Here is a 16,552-nt window from a genome sequence, read left to right on the forward strand (position 1 = left end):
CAGCAGTGCAGGATGGCAAGCATATGGTACTGACGGATCTCACCCGTGGCGGCCGCTCGCCAACATTACCTCTGACACTCCTGCTGCCGGCCGGCGAACTGCGCATGCTGCAGTGGCTGCGTGTACTGCCGGGGCAGCGATATGTAGGTCGGGCCGAATGGCAGGGGCGTACTGTGCTGGCCAAGCTGCTGGTCGGCGCTAAGGCCGAGCGCCATTTTCAGCGCGAGCGCCAAGGTGCTCGCTTATTGGCCGAGCAGGGCATGATCACTCCGGCGTTGCTCGCTGAGGGCTTCGAGGCCGGGCAGGGTGGCTGGCTGCTCTTCGACTTCCTGGTCGGCGCCGAAAGTCTGGAGCAGGCCTGGCGGGCAGTGGAGCACGAACCGCCGTTGTCCGATCTCCAGCAGATGGTGCTGGGGGAAGCACTGGGCGCCATCGCGCAACTACACGCGCGCGGCCTGTGGCAGGATGATCTCCACCTAGACAATCTGCTGCGACATGATGGCCATCTCTTCATCATCGATGGCGGCGGCATTCAGGCGCAGACTCCGGGCCAGCCGCTGGCACGCGATAAGGTACTGGCTAACCTCGGCGTGTTCTTCGCGCAGCTGCCGGCTGGTCTGGAGCCGTACATCGAAGAACTGCTGGTGCACTACATCTTGGTCAACGGCGAGCATGCCCTGCCGTTGGAGGCTCTGCTGCGGGAGATCGCAGGCGTACGTCGCTGGCGACTGCGCGACTATCTCGGCAAGCTTGGCCGCGACTGCTCGCTGTTCAGCGCAAGGCGCAGCCTGAGTGAGCTACGCATCGTTCGTCGCAGCGAGGCGACTGTACTGGAGAGTCTGCTGGACGCGCCGGATATGGCGCTCGAGTCGGGACGTGCAATGAAGCGGGGCGGCAGTGCCAGCGTGGCGCTGATCGAGACAGCCGGCCGGCCGCTGGTCATCAAGCGCTACAACATAAAGGGCCTGGGCCACTGGCTGCGTCGCTGCTGGCGGCCCAGTCGTGCCTGGCACAGCTGGGTCGAGGGAAATCGCCTGGATTTTCTTGGCATCGCCACGCCACGACCGCTGGCCATGCTGGAGCGCCGTTGGCTGGGCCTGCGCCAACGCAGCTATCTGATTACCGAATACAGCGGCGGCGAGGATATAATTGCGCGTTTTCAGCCATACCTCGCCGGTTCGCCGCCCGAAATCGAGTTGCTGGCGCTTGATCAGTTGTTCGCCGCGCTACGTCGCGAGCGCATCAGCCACGGTGATCTTAAGGGCACCAACCTGCTCTGGAATCAGGGGCGCTGGACGCTGATCGATCTGGATGCTGCGCAGCAGCACCGCAGCGAGGCGGGCTTCAGTCGCGCCTATACGCGTGATCGCGCACGTTTTCTGCGCAACTGGCCGTCAGATTCTGCGCTGCATCGGCTACTGGCCGAACGAATACCGAAGGACAGCTTGGAGCCCGATGCTTGAAGCTGGAAGAACACGCTCTGCGGAGCTGAACTAAACATCCGCTGTTGCTTCAAGCCTCCGGCTTCAGGCGTTCAGCTCGCTTTTCAAGAGGCTTTCATCCGTGGCATTGACGATTCTCGGCCTTTCCGGCGCCCTCAGCCATGATCCTTCCGCTGCCCTCTACATCGACGGCAAGCTCATCGCTGCTGCCGAGGAGGAGCGCTTCGTGCGCGACAAGCACGCGAAGAACCGCATGCCCTACGAGTCCGCCAAGTTCTGCATGGAGCAGGCCGGCATCAAGCCGAGCGACGTCGACGTGGTGGCGATTCCCTTTGCGCCCATCAGCATTTTCGAGAAAGCCCGCTGGCACTATGCCAAGCGCTACTGGTACGCCCCGGACCGCGCGCTCGACGCCATTCTCATGGGCAACCGTCGCTATTATCGCTACAAGAAGCGCATCCAGTGGTGCCTGCAGCAGCTTGGCTTCGATCTGAAAAAGGTCAAGCTGCAGCCGGTCGAGCACCACCTGGCCCACGCCTCCAGTGCCTACCACTGCTCCGGCTTCACCGAGAAGACCGCGATCATGGGCATCGACGGCAAGGGTGAGTACGCCACGACGTTCTTCGGCTGGGGCGAGAACGGCAGGATCCACAAGATCAAGGAATTCTACGATCCGGATTCGCTGGGCGGCCTGTACGGAGCGATCACCGAGTACCTCGGCTTCGAGATGCTCGATGGCGAATTCAAAGTCATGGGCATGGCGCCCTACGGCGACGCGGCCAAGTACGATTTCTCTCGCCTGGCGAAATTCGAGAACGGCGAGCTGATCATCAATACCGATTACGCCAACGTTATCGGTTTCCGGCGCTACAAGGAAAACGGCAAGGGCTACTACTTCTCGCCCAAGCTGATCGACTGGCTCGGTCCCAAGCGCGAAGGCGACATCGCCGACGATCCATACATCCACTACGCCGCCAGTATGCAGGCGCTGTTCGAGAAGCTGGCGTTGGAGATGATGGACTACTACTTGGGCGACATCATCCGCGAAACCGGCAAGATCGCTTTCGCCGGCGGCTGCGCACTGAACGTCAAGCTCAACCAGAAGATCATTGCCCGCGAAGAGGTCAAGGAACTGTTCGTCCAGCCCGCCTCAGGCGACGCTGGTACTGCGGTCGGTGCTGCTGCCTACATCTCCCATCAGCGCGGCGTGCCGGTGGAAAAGATGGAGCACGTCTATCTCGGTCCGAGCTTCAGCAACGAGGACGTCATCGCGGCCTGCGCGCGCCACCCTAACAAGCCCGCGTGGCAGAAGATCGACAACGTGCCCGAGCGCATTGCCAAGATCATGGTCGACGGCAATCCGGTCGCCTGGTTTCAGGGCCGCATGGAATTTGGCCCGCGCGCCCTCGGCGGTCGCTCCATAATCGGCTGTCCCAGCGTGCCGGGCGTGGCCGACCGGATCAACGAGCAAATCAAGTTTCGCGAACGCTGGCGGCCGTTCTGCCCGTCGATGCTCGACACAGTCGCGCCGCAGATGCTCAAGGTCGACCACCCGAGCCCGTTCATGACCTTTACCTTCGAAGTCAACGAAGGCTGGAAAGAGCGCGTCGGCGAAGTCGTCCACGAGGACGGCACCTCTCGCGCCCAAGTGCTCAAGCGCGAATACAATCCGCGCTGGTACGACCTGATGCTCGAGCTGGAAAAGCTCACCGGCAACGGCGTGTCTTTGAATACATCTCTCAATCGCCGCGGCGAACCGATGATCTGCTCGCCGACCGATGCGCTGAATATGTTCTTTGGGTCGGATCTGCAGTATCTGATCATGGAGGATGTGTTGGTGGTGAAGGATGGGATGAGCCGGCATGAGCCCAGCTGAGCGGTGGGTGCTGCAGCTCTGTCATGGCTATGACGGCCCTTTTCTCGATTGCGCACGACAGTACGCGGTGCTTTTTGCCGGCACGCAATACAAGGTCTGCACGGTTTATTTGACGGGGGCGCCGAGTGAAGAGGTAGTGCAAGGCTCGGCTTCCGATGACGTCGTGTTTCTTGGCTATGATAGCCGGCATGTGCGGGGCCTCAAGCTCGGTGCCATACGCAAATTGCGTAAGATAGTTGCGGGTCGCAATTTCCGATTGTGCATCGCCCATCGCTTCAAGCCCATCTACATCGCGCTGCTAGCGACCAGACTGCCGGTGATCGGCGTGCACCACGCCTTCGGCGTTTATAACCGGCCCATGCGGCGCTGGTTCGTCAATCATTTTCGTGCGCGCTTGTTGCTACTCGGCGTTTCCAATGCGGTGCGTGACGAGATGCGTGCCGACCTCCCCGGCTGGGAAAGCACGCGCGTTGAAACTCTTTACAATCGCATCGACGTCGCCGCCGTGCAGACCGAGCAGATTTCTCGCCTCGGCGCCCGCACAGCGCTGCAACTGCCGCTGGATGCCTGGGTGGTTGGCAATGCCGGTCGCTTGCACCCAGATAAGGATCAGGCCACCTTGATCCGAGGATTCGCTCAGGCACTGCCACGACTGCCCGTCGGTAGCCTGCTTGCGATAATGGGTAGCGGTCGGCTGGAAGCGCCGCTTCGCCAACTGGCCGAGAGTCTGGGGATCGCCGATCAGGTGCGGTTTCTCGGGCATGTGCGGCACGGCAGGCGCTACTTCAAAGCGTTTGATCTCTTTGTATTGACCTCAGACCACGAGCCATTCGGCATGGTGTTGCTAGAAGCCATCGCGGCGAAGGTGCCGGTGGTCTGCACCGATTGCGGTGGTGGGCGTGAAGTGGTCGAGGGCGTCGGAAAGCTGTTTCCGTTGGGAGACAGCGCTGCTTTAGCCACCGAGTTGGTGAAAGCTGCACAACTGGATCCCGGTTCGGCTCAATCGGCAGCCTCGACCCTTGAGCATCTCACCGAACGTTTTTCCGATGCGCGTGCGCAGCGTGATTTCAATACAATTCTGTCGAAAGCGTTTTTCACGGATGATTCAGTGCGGCATGTTCATTTTTACGTTGAATAATTCATGAGAATAGCAGTCGCATTTTTTGGTATTCCTCGCAACAGTTCTATCTGCTTCCCGTCTATTGAGCAGAACATCTATCAGCGCCTGCCCGGTAATGCACAGGTGCGGTCGTACTATCACCTTTACGAGCCCCAGTCGGTCAATAATCCGAGGTCTGGAGAGAATGGCTTCATCGGTGAGTCCAATTATCTGCCTTTTGCTCGTATGGAGGGGCGTCTTGAGGCGGCTGGCGCCTGTCTGAAATGCTGGGATTTCGACGAGATCAAGAAGCACGGCGATGTATGGCGGGACGACTTCAAGTCCGTTTCCAATCTGATACATCAATTGAACTCTCTGCATGCGGTAACTGCGCTGGTCGATGGATTTGAGTCTGACGTCGTGCTTTTCGTACGTCCCGACCTGCTCTATCACGACACCTTGCCCAGGTTCGTGCTTAACGCCTGTGCAGCGGATAGCCGCGCGGTCTTCATCCCTCATTGGCAATGGTGGAATGGTCTGAATGATCGTTTTGCTGTTTGTGGTCGGGACGTATATGGCGCTTACGGTCGTCGTGCAGAACTTATGATCCCTTTCTGTCTGCAGGAGCAGCGAGGTCTGCATGCTGAGCGGTTGCTGCGCTTCTCCCTGGCGGAGTCCGGCGCTTTGGTACGCACACTTGATGTGCGGGCATCCCGGGTTGGATTGAATGGGGAGTTGGTCGAAGAATCTTTCTCATCCAAACATTCCATGGGGCGTCGGGAAAATCGTTTCATGCTGCCGATGGCGCGCCTGCGCTCGCAGTTCGACAAACTACGGTATCGGCAGGGCGGTATGCTTGGCTGATTTAGGGAATATCGTCCAATGTTGAAAGTTCTGCTACTTGTGCAAAAAGAGCAGCGCGTCATGCTTGACCGCTTGTATGAAAGTATTGCGTATAATTGCGAGTGTGATACGCGGTGGCTGAGTCGTGACGAGCAGGCCAATTTGAAGCGCTACTTCTCCGAGAGCGTAAACCCGCAGCAGTATGACCGCATTGTATTGTTCTTACGCTTCAAGCAGGAGATTCGGCAGGTTGGGTTTATTCGCAGCGTGCCAAATCTGGTGATACTTGAGCACGACGCTTATCAAAACTATATCGCCTGCAAGTACACGGGAAAGTTCAGCGCACATTATCGGCGTTTGCCGTGGGTGCGTGTGATCAGCTCCGGTTACATGGTCAGCGAGCGGCTTCGCCAGGAAGGCTTCGATACAGTCTTCGTGCCCAAGGGGTACGACCAGGCATTGCTGCGCGATCTGGGGCGGGAGCGAGATATCGAACTGGCCTTCGTTGGCAGCACCAAAAGCGGCGCCTATAGCGAGCGCAAGGCGTTGCTCGATGAGCTGGCAAAAGTTGAGGATCTGGTCGTTACGCGCACCAATTCTGGTGAAGACTATTGCAATACCCTCAATCGCATTCGCTTCTTCGTCAGTGCCGACGTCGGCATGGGCGAATACATGATCAAGAACTTCGAGGCTATGGCCTGTGGTTGTGTATTGCTGGCGTGGGATCAGGGCGAAGCAGAAAACAAGGCGCTGGGTTTCATCGATATGGAAAACCTTGTGCTTTACCGCAATGTCGATGAGCTGCGAAGCAAGTTGGCGATGCTGCGTTCCGATCTCGACCTAGCGGCGCGCATTGCTTCGGCGGGTAGGGCCTTGGCGGAGCGGGAATACAGCTTCTCGCGCATCGGACAGCGCATCGTCCAGGCCTTGGATAGGCCGCTACGCGATCATCCGCCGATGGGCCTGTTGGATCGGCTGCGCTTGTACTGGAGGTTTAAGTGAATCCATCACGTATTCGTTTGCTGATTCCCTATTTCGGCCGGTGGCCGTTCTGGATGCCGTTTTTCCTGCGGAGCTGTAAGCGGAACGCGGGCATCGACTGGCTCTTCTTCAGCGATTGTGGAGTGCCGGATGACCTTCCGGATAACGTACGGATCGTGCCGATTTCGTTTGCCGATTACTGTCAATTGGTCAGCGAGCGCCTGGGTATCTCCTTCAAGCCGGACAATCCTTACAAGCTCTGCGATATCAAGCCTGCGCTAGGTCATATCCACGCCGACCATTTGGATGGCTTCGATTTCTGGGGTTTCAGCGATATCGATCTCATATACGGCGACCTGCGCGGCTATTTTTCCGAGGATCGGCTCGCCCGATACGATCTGCTGTCCACCCACGCGCGTCGCGTTTCAGGACATCTGTGTTTGCTGCGTAATAACGAGCGTATGCGCCAGGCGTTCATGTGCGTTCCTGGCTGGCAGGCTTGTTTCGAAGACCCCAGGCACCATGCGTTCGACGAAGCGGCATTCAGCCGATTGTTCATTCGACGAAAAAACTGGCCCGAGCCGCTTCGGCGGGTGGCTGATCACTTCAATCCGTGGCGTCGATGCAGCGAGTTCAACGAGGCGTTCAGTACTCCGCACGCTCGGGTTCCATGGCTTAGCGGTAGCTTCGATTTTCCCGATTGCTGGGTCTGGAACGATGGGCGGCTGACCAACAACCGCGATGGCGCTCGAGACTTCCCCTATTTCCATTTTATAACCTGGAAGAACGCCAAATGGTCAGGCTGTACCCTCGAGTCACTGGTGCAGCCTGAAAATCTTGCCGCTCAGCAATCGTGGTGCGTTACAGAACAAGGGTTTCGGGCTTTAGACGGGCTGGCTGTTATCGGACGGAGAACGAGTACCGATGGCTCGCTTTAACCCCAGAGTGCTCATGCTGGAGCATTCGGCTTGAGTATCCTTAGTATTTTGTGGTCTTCCGGCAAGGCGCATACCTCCATTCATCGAGTGCATGAGGAGATTCTTTCCCTAGTGGCTGATGAAAGAGAAAAAATGCACACTTGGATGCTGATGGGGCGCGAGGCTGCGCGGAACTCTGATTGCGGGCAAATGCTGCATTGGCGGCTGAGCTCGAGGGCGCTCAAAGGTCGGGGCATCTGGAAACTATCGCAGTGGTGGTTGCAGCGGCACCTTGCCCGCGAGATCGAGCGACTCAATCCGAAAGTGTTGTTGCTCGATGGCATTGGCGTGGCTCGGTTGATCATTCCGGTGGTGGCGAGATTGCACCTTAAGTCCCGGGTCATCGTCGTGTTCCACGGGCAAAGCCGCATGCGTCGGAGCGATCCGAAGTTGTTCGACGCGATTGCTGCGCATCGTCTGAGGCTGGTCGCGGTGTCCGAGGCGCTCGCCGAATCTCTGGGCGCGAAGCTGGGTAGAGCGGTGTTCGCTGCACGAACAGCGATAAACCCGCATTCGTTCAAGCAGGAACTGATTTCTCGCGACGAAGCCAGGGGCAGACTGGGCCTTGATAGCGCAAGCATTGTCCTGGGCACGGTTGGGCGGCTGGTCGAGGAAAAGGGCTTTCTGCCCATGCTCGATGTGCTGAGTGAGTTGTCACGCGTGCGGACAAACATCCACCTGGTGCTCGTGGGCGAAGGGAGGCAACGACCGGAACTGGAGTCACGTATCCGACGCCTGAGCCTAGGCCGAATGGTTACGCTGGCGGGATATCGACAGGACGCTGCGCAGCTATATAAAGCGTTCGATGTGATGTTGATTCCGTCCCGCAGTGAAGGGTTGGGTTTGGTTTTGCAAGAAGCGGTGATGGCGGATGTGCCGGTCGTTGCCAGCGATCTGCCAGTCTTCGTCGAGCAGTTGGGGGTCAAGGGCATTTACGTCTCGCCGAACGATGTGTCCGGCTGGGTCACCGCCATTGAGCATGTGCTCGATTCGGATCGGCGATCGCTCGCCGTCGAGCAGGGGAATCACCTAGCATCGGAGCAGGCCTGGAAACGGTTCCGCAAGAGTTACGTTGAGCTGCTGGCCGATGACTCGGGAACGGTCAGCGCATCGCAGAACTGCGAAAACGGAAAGGCGTTCTGAAATTTTTCACGTTCGAGATATCGTTTGAAGTGCGCCAGATTACGTCGAATCATATGGTTCGGTAGAGATCGGCCCAGGAAACGCATATCGGCGATATCGATCAGCCCCAGCGAACCTTGCGGAGTAAGGACAATATTTCCCAAGTGCAGCGAGCGGAAATAAATACCCTTGCGATGCAGCTCGCGTACGAATCCAATCAGCTTGGGCAGGATTGTTGACCAACTGAAGCCAGGCTGCGTTGCAAGTTGACTTAGCGAGCTGCCCAGCAGCGGGGCATAAAGCACCGCGTCCGCCGATTTATCCGACAGTTCGTATATTGCCCGCACCTTTAGCGTAGCGATATCCAGGGCTTGGAGGCGTTCGGCGTTCTTGACGAATCGACGCGAATAAGGCCGCAGCAATGCCGAGGAAAGCCAGCGCTTTCGACGAAAGAATTTTAGAAATAGACCGCTCTCAAGCTGCAGGACCTTGGGACCCAGACCATCCGCTTCGAGAATTGCCGCATTATGGGTGAGTTGTTGCAAGTCTCGCTGGCATAATTGGCTTACATGCATGGTTGGCCTTAAGCAGTGTGCGAACGTCGGGACAAGGCGCGCATTCTAACATCGCTGGTGCTGGCGCATTCGCCGTTTTCCGAAGGGGTAGTATGGATAGCCGTCGTTTAGGGTTGACCTGGCTAACGCTGGGGTTGGTGTGGTTCCTGCTGGGCATAACCTGGATTTCGACGACTAAATTTTACCAACAAGGCTTGATCGTGTTTTTCTGGCTGCCGGCCATGTGGGCTTGTTGGTCCTGTCGTACGGTGCTGCTCGACCTCTGGCGCAAGGAAAAGTCGCTGCTGACAGCATTGGTCGCGCTGGTTGCGTGGGCTGCCGTTAGCTCGTTCTGGAGCGCCGCCGAGGAGCCTGCGCGCGAAGTCAAACGGCTGATATACGTGGTGCTTTTTTTGCTGGGCCTGGTATGCCTCATGCGACAGCCACGACGCGTCGTTTCGGTGTTGCAGTGGGCTGGTTTGGGACTGGCGCTTGCAGCGCTGGTAGCGCTGGTTCAGCGTTATGGGATCGAGGCGAAGCCTTGGGCCTGGCGGATGCAGGGTTATGGCCTGCTAGACCATCCGATTATCGGTGGATACGTGTTCGGTATAGCGCTGATTTGGTGGTTCTGTTTGCCACCCAGCCGCGCCATGCTGCGCATTGTGTGGGCGCTTGGTTTGTTGGCGCTGTTCACTTTTGTCGTGATGACGCAGAGCCGTGGCGTATGGGTTGCTCTGCTGGCGACTATCTTGCTGATGCCTGCTTGGCGGAGCGGCCGTGCCGACTTGTTCGTTGCGTTCCTGCTGCTGGTCGTGGCTGCGTTGGGGTACTGGTTGTTCGGCAGTTATGTTGTCGCCAGGGGCACCTCCTACCGCCCTGAAATATTCGCTGCAAGTCTCGCGATGATCGGAGATCGGCCTTGGTTAGGTTTGGGGTTGGGCAGCGATTATCAGGTCGGAGCCCTGGGGCGCATATTCGACCACACTCACAACCTGTTTACTCATGCTGCGGTAGAGCTTGGCTTGCCCGGACTCATTTTATGGCTGGCAGTTTGGCTGCGTTGCTTCGTCATCGCTGTGCGTGAGCGAGCCACCGTTCTCGGCGGCGCATTGTTGGGCATGTGGTTTTTCAGCACCTTTGCGTTGTTGTTCGATGGCGCGAATCTTTGGGATTCGCCTCGCCCGGAATGGTTCCTAACCTGGCTGCCAGTGGGGCTGGCGCTGGGGGCAGGGGCGGCCAGCTCGCTGTGTTACCATCCCAGGCCTTTGACAGACAGGCTGCATTCTCCTATGAGTGGCCCTCGGAAAGCCGACACGACATCCAGTCTGAGTATCTACCTGCGGTTGCTGCGTTATGTGGTCCCGTACTGGAGCCTGTTTGCAATCAGCATCCTCGGCTTCCTGCTCTTCGCCTCTACGCAGCCCATGCTGGGCTACATCCTCAAGTTCTTCGTCGATGGGCTGAACAACCCGGACGCCAGTTTTTTTGCCCAGGTACCTCATCTCAACGAGCTGGAGTGGCTGGCCGGGCTGAAGCTGCTGCAGGCGGTGCCCTTGCTGATCGTGGTCATCGCGCTGTTGCAGGGTGTCGGTTCGTTTCTTGGCAACTATTTCCTCGCCCGCGTCTCGCTGGGATTGGTACATGACCTGCGTGTAGCGCTGTTCAACAACCTGCTGACGCTCCCCAATCGCTACTTCGACAGCCACAACTCCGGGCATCTGATCTCGCGCATCACCTACAACGTGACCATGGTCACCGGAGCGGCGACCGATGCGATCAAGGTGGTGGTGCGCGAGGGTATGACGGTGATCTTTCTGTTCGCGACGCTGCTGTGGATGAACTGGAAGCTGACGCTGGTGATGGTGGCGATCCTGCCGGTGATCGGGGTGATGGTGTCCAGTGCCAGCAAGAAATTTCGCAAGCAGAGCAAGAAAATCCAGGTCGCGATGGGCGATGTCACCCATGTGGCCTCGGAAACCATCCAGGGCTACCGGGTCGTGCGCAGTTTCGGTGGCGAGGCCTACGAGCAGGCGCGTTTTCTCGGCGCGAGTCAGGACAACACCGGCAAGCAGCTGCGCATGGTCAAGACCAATGCGGTCTATACGCCGACGCTGCAACTGGTGATCTACAGCGCGATGGCAGTGCTGATGTTTCTGGTGCTGTACATGCGCGGCGATGCTTCTGCCGGCGATCTGGTTGCTTACATCACCCTGGCCGGCCTGCTGCCGAAACCGATCCGGCAGCTGTCCGAGGTCAGTTCCACCATACAAAAGGGTGTTTCCGGTGCCGAAAGCATCTTCGAGCAGCTGGACGAGGCCTCGGAAGTCGATGGCGGTACGCTGGAGCGTGAGCGAGTGGCGGGGCGCCTGGAGATCAACGGGCTGAGCTTCGTCTATCCGGGCACCGACAAGCAGGTGCTGCACGACATCAGCTTCAATGTCGAGCCGGGGCAGATGGTCGCGCTGGTCGGCCGTTCGGGCAGTGGCAAATCCACCCTGGCCAATCTTATTCCGCGGTTCTACCACCACGATCAAGGGCAGATTCTGCTCGACGGTGTGGATATCGAGGACTACACGCTGCGCAACCTGCGCCGGCATATCGCTCTGGTGACTCAGCAGGTGACCTTGTTCAACGACACTGTTGCTAACAACATCGCCTACGGCGATCTGGCTGGTGCCCCGTTGGAAAATATTCAGCGCGCGGCTCGCGATGCCTATGCGGACGAGTTCATCCAGCAGATGCCGCAAGGCTACCAGACGCTGGTTGGCGAGAATGGTGTGTTGCTTTCCGGCGGTCAGCGCCAGCGTCTGGCGATCGCCCGCGCGCTGTTGAAGAACGCGCCGGTACTGATCCTCGACGAGGCGACTTCGGCGCTGGACACCGAATCCGAGCGGCATATCCAGAGCGCGCTGGACCACGCCATGAGTGGACGCACCACGCTGGTCATCGCCCATCGTCTAAGCACCATCGAGAAGGCCGATCTGATTCTGGTGATGGAGCAGGGGCGTATCGTCGAGCGCGGCAACCATGCGCAGCTGCTGGCGGCCAACGGTGCTTATGCTCGTTTGCACGAGAAGCAGTTCAAAGACGACGAGCCGGCGTGATCCGCGTGTCCGCTGGGGCGCGCGAGCCGCGGCGCGCCGGCATGCTATGATCCGCGGCGTTTTCCAGCGCCCCGGAGCCCTCTCAATGAAGCTGTCCATGCCCCGTTTCGACCAAGCCCCCGTCCTGGTGGTGGGTGACGTCATGCTCGATCGCTATTGGCATGGCGGCACGTCGCGGATTTCGCCGGAGGCGCCGGTGCCGGTGGTCAAGGTCGAGCAGATCGAGGATCGCCCCGGTGGCGCAGCCAACGTTGCGCTGAACATCGCTGCACTGGGCGCGCCTGCCCGGTTGGTCGGCGTGACCGGCGAGGACGAGGCGCGTCAGAGCCTGGTCGACAGCCTCGCAGCCGCCGGCGTTGAAGCGCATTTCCAATGCATTGAGCACCAGCCGACCATCGTCAAGCTGCGCGTGATGAGCCGCCATCAGCAATTGCTGCGCATGGATTTCGAGGAGCCGTTCGATACCGATCCGGCGGCGATCCTGGCTGAGGTCGAGGCGCTGTTGGCCGGGGTCAAGGTGCTAGTGCTGTCTGACTACGGCAAGGGCGCGCTGAGGAATCATCAGGCGTTGATCCAGGCGGCGCGACGCCGTGGCATTCCGGTGCTAGCCGACCCCAAGGGCAAGGACTTCGACATCTACCGCGGTGCCACGCTGATCACGCCGAACCTGGGCGAATTCGAGGCAATCGTCGGGCATTGCGCCGATGAGGCCGAACTGGTCGCCAAGGGCGCCGAGCTGATGAGCCGGCTCGAGCTGGATGCGTTGCTGGTCACCCGTGGCGAGCACGGCATGACCCTGCTGCGTCCCGATCACGCGCCGCTGCACCTGCCGGCTCGTGCCCGTGAAGTGTTCGATGTCACCGGTGCCGGCGATACCGTCATCTCGACGCTGGCCGCTGCGATCGCGGCCGGCGAGGAACTGCCACAGGCCGTGGCATTGGCCAACCTGGCCGCCGGGATCGTGGTCGGCAAGCTGGGCACCGCCTGCATCAGCGCGCCGGAGCTGCGCCGCGCGGTGCAACGCGAGGAAGGCTCCGAGCGCGGCGTGATGACCGTCGAGCAACTGCTCACCGCGGTCGAGGATGCCCGCGCCGAGGGCGAGAAGATCGTCTTCACCAATGGCTGTTTCGACATCCTGCACGCCGGCCATGTGACCTACCTCGAGCAGGCCCGCGCCCAGGGCGACCGGCTGGTGGTGGCGGTGAACGATGATGGTTCGGTGAGCCGCCTCAAAGGCCCGGGCCGGCCGATCAACTCGGTGGACCGCCGCATGGCGGTGCTCGCCGGTCTGGAAGCGGTGGATTGGGTGGTGTGCTTCGCCGAGGACACGCCGGAAAACCTGCTGGCCCAGGTCCGTCCCGATGTGCTGGTCAAGGGCGGCGACTATGGCGTCGATCAGGTCGTCGGTGCCGATCTGGTCAAGTCCTACGGCGGTGTGGTGAAGGTGCTGGGGCTGGTGGAAAACAGCTCGACCACCGCCATCGTCGAGAAGATTCGCAGCCGCTGAGTCCTTTGGATACGCCTATCGCGTATCGCGTCAGTAGGTGGATAGCCGCTTTGCGCGGCTACCCACTACGCGTTAACGGGCGGCTGCCATCGGCCGTGCCGCCCACCAATCCCGCCAGCGAACGCGCTCGTCGCGCACCACCCAGCCTTCCTGCGGCGCAAAGCTTTCCGATAGCCACAGGCCGCGAGTGTTCACCGGGCTGAACTGGCCATTGCGCAGTTGCAACAGCTGATCCTGCGGCTGGCCCTGATGCAGCGGTATCAGGTAGATGTCGGGCCGGCTGCGCTCCAGGCGCGCAACCAGTTGCCCGTCTTCCAAGCGTTCGTCGACATGAAACAGGCTCAGCTGTCGCGTCTCTTTCGGTAGCTCCATGCGCATGTCATATACCAGCTGCAACGATGCGGTCGGCAGGTGTACATAGGCGCGTGGACGCTCCATCAGCACCATGTTGCCGCACTGCACCGGGCGCGTGGCGCCGGATTGTGAGGCGAGCTTGAAGTGCACCGCCTCGCGGTAGTGCAGGCTGGCCTGGTAAGGGGTGGGCAGCCAGGTATCGCCGAAACGTCCGGCGAGCCAGCCTTCAGGGGTTTCCAGCAGGCATTCTTCGGCGATTTCCTGGATGGCGGTGAGCAGCGGCAGGTTCAGCTCATGCGCCGGGATGTAGCCGGAAATCAGCTTGAGGACAACGTCACCACGGTCCGGCCGCTGCTGACGGACCAGCACCCAGTATTCGCGGCCCTGCCAGCTCATGGTCAGACGCACCGAAACGCCGAGATTGGCCAGTTCGATGGCAAAACGGCCCGGATCGGACACCTCCACCGGGCGGCGGCGCTCGATCACTTCGCTGAAGTTCAACGGCCGGCCCAGACTCTGATAGCTCAGGTTGTCCTGGCTGGCCTCGACGTAGAGAGGCAGGGTCTTGAATGCGGCAGGGCTCTTGCGCACCAGAACTCTTGGCATTCGGATTCTCCTTGCGGCGAAGAAAGTAACCGCGCGGCATCAGCGTAATGCGCTCCCGCGCAGCGGATGAACGTTGCCGCTAGGACCGTTTCAGTTGCCGGTCAGAACGGTAGCAGCAGTCCGTACGTTAGCCGTCAAATGCTGCGGATTGATAGTGCCGATGATCGCACCACTGACGCCGGGGTGGCTGAACAGCAGCTCGAAGCTGCGGCGCACCGGGTCTTCACCTGGCTTGAGGCAGGCGTGGCCGCTGGCCAGGGCTTTCTTGATCAGAATGCCCTTGCCGTGGGCTGCAGCGTAGTCGAGCACCGGTCGCTCGGCCTGCTCGTTGAGGTTGTAGGTGACCATCGCACAGTCGCCTTGCTGCAGCGCCAGCAGTCCGCCGTCCACGGTCTTCCCGGAGAGGCCGTAGCCGAGAATCTTGCCCTCGCGCTTGAGCTCGGCGAGGGTCTGGTAGACCTCGGCATGCTGCAGGATGTCCAGATCGTTGCCATCGGAATGCACCAGCACCAGCTCGATGCGGTCGGTGCGCAGGCGCTTGAGGCTGCGTTCGACCGAAAAGCGCGTGTGCGCGGCGGAAAAGTCGAAGTGCGACTGGCCGTTCTCGAACTCCTCGCCGACCTTGCTGACGACCACCCACTCATCGCGCTGGTCAGCCAGCAACGGACCGAGCCGTTCTTCGCTGACGCCGTAGGCCGGGGCGGTATCGATCAGATTGATACCCAGATCGCGGGCCAGCGCCAGCAGCTGGCGAGCCTGGGTATCGTCGGGAATGGCGAAACCGCTGGGGTACTTCACGCCCTGGTCACGTCCGAGCTTCACCGTTCCCAGGCCCAGTGGCGAGATGTTCAGGCCAGTGCTGCCCAGCGGGCGGTGCAACTCATGCAGCGTTGCACTCATGGCAGCAGCCCTTCCCAGAACGGGCCGGTCAACGGTGGTCGCGGCAGTTCCGGTAGCGCAGGATGCTGGCCGGGGCGAATGCCGTCGCGGGCGAGAGTGGCTTCGACGCGGTCGGAAAAGTCCGGTGACAGCGCCAGTTTGGTCGGCCAGCCGACCAGCAGGCGGCCCTGCTCGGCGAGAAAGGCATTGTCCGGACGGGCGAGGGCCGATTGCGCAGGCTCGGCGCGGTCGATGCGTAGCGTGGCCCAGTGCGCGGTAGACAGGTCGATCCAGGGCACCAGCTCGGCCAGTTCTTTCTTCGCCACGGCGATCTGGCTGGCTTCGTCGCGCGCCACGCCGTCGGCTTCGGCCAGATCGCCGCCGAGATACCAGACCCACTCGCCATCTGCTGCCGGATGGCTGGTCACGGTGATGCGCGGCTTGGTTCCGCCGCCCAGACAGTGAGCGTAGAGCGGCTTGAGCGTGGGCGCCTTGAGGATAACCATGTGCAACGGACGGCGCTGCATGGCCGGTTGCTGCAGGCCGAGCGACGCGAGCAGCTCGGCAGTCCCGCCACCGGCGCTGAAGACGATGCGCTGAGCGCGGATCTCGCGACCATCGACGCGTAGGCCGACCAGTTCGTCGCCGTCGAGTAGTGGTTCGATCTGCTGGCAGGCCAGCAGGGTGTCGCCAGCCAGCTCGGCCAGCCGGGCGATCAGGCTGGGCACGTCCAGCACCAGCTCGCTGAGGCGATAGACCTTGCCCTTGAACCGCGGATGCTGCAGCGCAGGCGGCAGCTCATCGCCCTTGACCTGGCCGACCCGCGAGCGCACTGCCTTGCTGGCGAAGAAGCTGGTGAGATTGCCGGCCAGCGTGCCGGGCGACCAGAGGTAATGCGCATCGGACAGCAGGCGCACGCCGCTGAGATCCAGCTCGCCCTTGCCTGCAAGAGCCTCGCGCCAGCGCCGTGGCATGTCGGCGATGGCTTCGGATGCGCCGGTGAGGGCGCCGCTCAAGGCGTATTTGGTACCGCCATGAATGATGCCTTGGGACTTCACGCTCTGCCCGCCACCCAGCGTTCCCTTGTCCACCAGCAACGTGGCAAAACCTTGCCTGCGCAGGCGCGCGTTGAGCCAGAGGCCGGCGACGCCGCCGCCAACGATCAGGACATCGGTGCTGAGGGATTCAGGCATGTGCAGGCCTCATAC

The 16,552-nt window shown here is 60.6% G+C and carries 13 protein-coding genes and 1 pseudogene; 10 read left to right on the forward strand and 4 right to left on the reverse strand.

The annotated features are described in order from the left end of the window. The first annotated feature begins 23 nt into the window (after positions 1 to 23). The 7 genes from P5704_016030 to P5704_016060 all read left to right on the forward strand — a co-directional run bounded on the left by P5704_016030 (position 24) and on the right by P5704_016060 (position 8,361). Entirely contained in the window at positions 24 to 1,463 is a 1,440-nt protein-coding gene (locus P5704_016030) for a lipopolysaccharide kinase InaA family protein (protein ID WOF77555.1), read from the forward strand. Between the two features lie 100 nt (positions 1,464 to 1,563). Beyond that, positions 1,564 to 3,318 carry a carbamoyltransferase gene (locus P5704_016035; GenBank protein ID WOF77556.1) on the forward strand — a complete coding sequence of 585 codons (1,755 nt, stop codon included), beginning with the start codon at positions 1,564 to 1,566 and terminating at the stop codon, positions 3,316 to 3,318. Next, positions 3,305 to 4,456 (forward strand): glycosyltransferase, encoded by a 1,152-nt coding sequence (locus tag P5704_016040; protein ID WOF77557.1) that lies wholly within the window; start codon positions 3,305 to 3,307, stop codon positions 4,454 to 4,456. The genes P5704_016035 and P5704_016040 overlap by 14 nt, the downstream gene beginning before the upstream one ends. Before the next feature lie 3 nt (positions 4,457 to 4,459). Further along, positions 4,460 to 5,281, forward strand: coding sequence for a hypothetical protein (locus P5704_016045; protein ID WOF77558.1), 822 nt, complete (start codon positions 4,460 to 4,462; stop codon positions 5,279 to 5,281). A gap of 21 nt (positions 5,282 to 5,302) precedes the next feature. Beyond that, complete coding sequence (locus tag P5704_016050; protein ID WOF81255.1) at positions 5,303 to 6,262, forward strand: glycosyltransferase; 960 nt, start codon at positions 5,303 to 5,305, stop codon at positions 6,260 to 6,262. 53 nt (positions 6,263 to 6,315) lie between these two features. After that, on the forward strand, positions 6,316 to 7,179 hold the full coding sequence (locus P5704_016055) for a DUF6625 family protein (protein ID WOF81256.1): 864 nt from the start codon (positions 6,316 to 6,318) through the stop codon (positions 7,177 to 7,179). A gap of 30 nt (positions 7,180 to 7,209) precedes the next feature. Beyond that, positions 7,210 to 8,361, forward strand: a complete 1,152-nt coding sequence (locus tag P5704_016060) for a glycosyltransferase (protein ID WOF77559.1) — start codon at positions 7,210 to 7,212, stop codon at positions 8,359 to 8,361. On the opposite strand, the gene P5704_016065 is transcribed toward P5704_016060, so the two are convergent. Beyond that, positions 8,286 to 8,915: a toluene tolerance protein gene (locus P5704_016065; protein WOF77560.1), complete on the reverse strand. Its 630-nt coding sequence runs from the start codon at positions 8,913 to 8,915 to the stop codon at positions 8,286 to 8,288. The genes P5704_016060 and P5704_016065 overlap by 76 nt on opposite strands. Before the next feature lie 683 nt (positions 8,916 to 9,598). On the opposite strand from P5704_016065, the pseudogene P5704_016070 reads away from it, so the two are divergent. From P5704_016070 to hldE, 3 genes and pseudogenes are all read left to right on the forward strand, one after another. Further along, positions 9,599 to 9,880, forward strand: a pseudogene (locus tag P5704_016070) (polymerase). Positions 9,881 to 10,183: 303 nt separating this feature from the next. Further along, a complete protein-coding gene (msbA, locus tag P5704_016075) occupies positions 10,184 to 11,998 on the forward strand; it encodes a lipid A export permease/ATP-binding protein MsbA (GenBank protein WOF81257.1) in 1,815 nt (604 codons plus the stop codon). A gap of 85 nt (positions 11,999 to 12,083) precedes the next feature. After that, positions 12,084 to 13,505: a bifunctional D-glycero-beta-D-manno-heptose-7-phosphate kinase/D-glycero-beta-D-manno-heptose 1-phosphate adenylyltransferase HldE gene (gene hldE, locus P5704_016080; protein WOF77561.1), complete on the forward strand. Its 1,422-nt coding sequence runs from the start codon at positions 12,084 to 12,086 to the stop codon at positions 13,503 to 13,505. A gap of 72 nt (positions 13,506 to 13,577) precedes the next feature. On the opposite strand, the gene P5704_016085 is transcribed toward hldE, so the two are convergent. From P5704_016085 to P5704_016095, 3 genes are all read right to left on the reverse strand, one after another. Beyond that, entirely contained in the window at positions 13,578 to 14,465 is an 888-nt protein-coding gene (locus P5704_016085) for a metal ABC transporter ATPase (GenBank protein WOF77562.1), read from the reverse strand. A gap of 90 nt (positions 14,466 to 14,555) precedes the next feature. Further along, positions 14,556 to 15,365, reverse strand: coding sequence for an aldo/keto reductase (locus tag P5704_016090; protein ID WOF77563.1), 810 nt, complete (start codon positions 15,363 to 15,365; stop codon positions 14,556 to 14,558). After that, positions 15,362 to 16,537 carry an FAD-dependent oxidoreductase gene (locus P5704_016095; GenBank protein WOF77564.1) on the reverse strand — a complete coding sequence of 392 codons (1,176 nt, stop codon included), beginning with the start codon at positions 16,535 to 16,537 and terminating at the stop codon, positions 15,362 to 15,364. The genes P5704_016090 and P5704_016095 overlap by 4 nt, the downstream gene beginning before the upstream one ends. Positions 16,538 to 16,552 lie beyond the last annotated feature (15 nt).

It is taken from the genome of Pseudomonas sp. FeN3W, from assembly GCA_030263805.2.
In the GTDB taxonomy this organism is placed as follows: Bacteria; Pseudomonadota; Gammaproteobacteria; order Pseudomonadales; family Pseudomonadaceae; genus Stutzerimonas; species Stutzerimonas stutzeri_G.

Excerpts from the sequence above, each read along its gene's own strand:
- hldE (WOF77561.1), top strand. The coding sequence starts at position 12,084 with ATGAAGCTGTCCATGCCCCGTTTCGACCAAGCCCCCGTCCTGGTGGTG.
- P5704_016090 (WOF77563.1), bottom strand. The coding sequence starts at position 15,365 with ATGAGTGCAACGCTGCATGAGTTGCACCGCCCGCTGGGCAGCACTGGC.
- P5704_016085 (WOF77562.1), bottom strand. The coding sequence starts at position 14,465 with ATGCCAAGAGTTCTGGTGCGCAAGAGCCCTGCCGCATTCAAGACCCTG.
- P5704_016055 (WOF81256.1), top strand. The coding sequence starts at position 6,316 with ATGCCGTTTTTCCTGCGGAGCTGTAAGCGGAACGCGGGCATCGACTGG.
- P5704_016065 (WOF77560.1), bottom strand. The coding sequence starts at position 8,915 with ATGCATGTAAGCCAATTATGCCAGCGAGACTTGCAACAACTCACCCAT.
- msbA (WOF81257.1), top strand. The coding sequence starts at position 10,184 with ATGAGTGGCCCTCGGAAAGCCGACACGACATCCAGTCTGAGTATCTAC.
- P5704_016045 (WOF77558.1), top strand. The coding sequence starts at position 4,460 with ATGAGAATAGCAGTCGCATTTTTTGGTATTCCTCGCAACAGTTCTATC.
- P5704_016095 (WOF77564.1), bottom strand. The coding sequence starts at position 16,537 with ATGCCTGAATCCCTCAGCACCGATGTCCTGATCGTTGGCGGCGGCGTC.
- P5704_016040 (WOF77557.1), top strand. The coding sequence starts at position 3,305 with ATGAGCCCAGCTGAGCGGTGGGTGCTGCAGCTCTGTCATGGCTATGAC.
- P5704_016030 (WOF77555.1), top strand. The coding sequence starts at position 24 with ATGGTACTGACGGATCTCACCCGTGGCGGCCGCTCGCCAACATTACCT.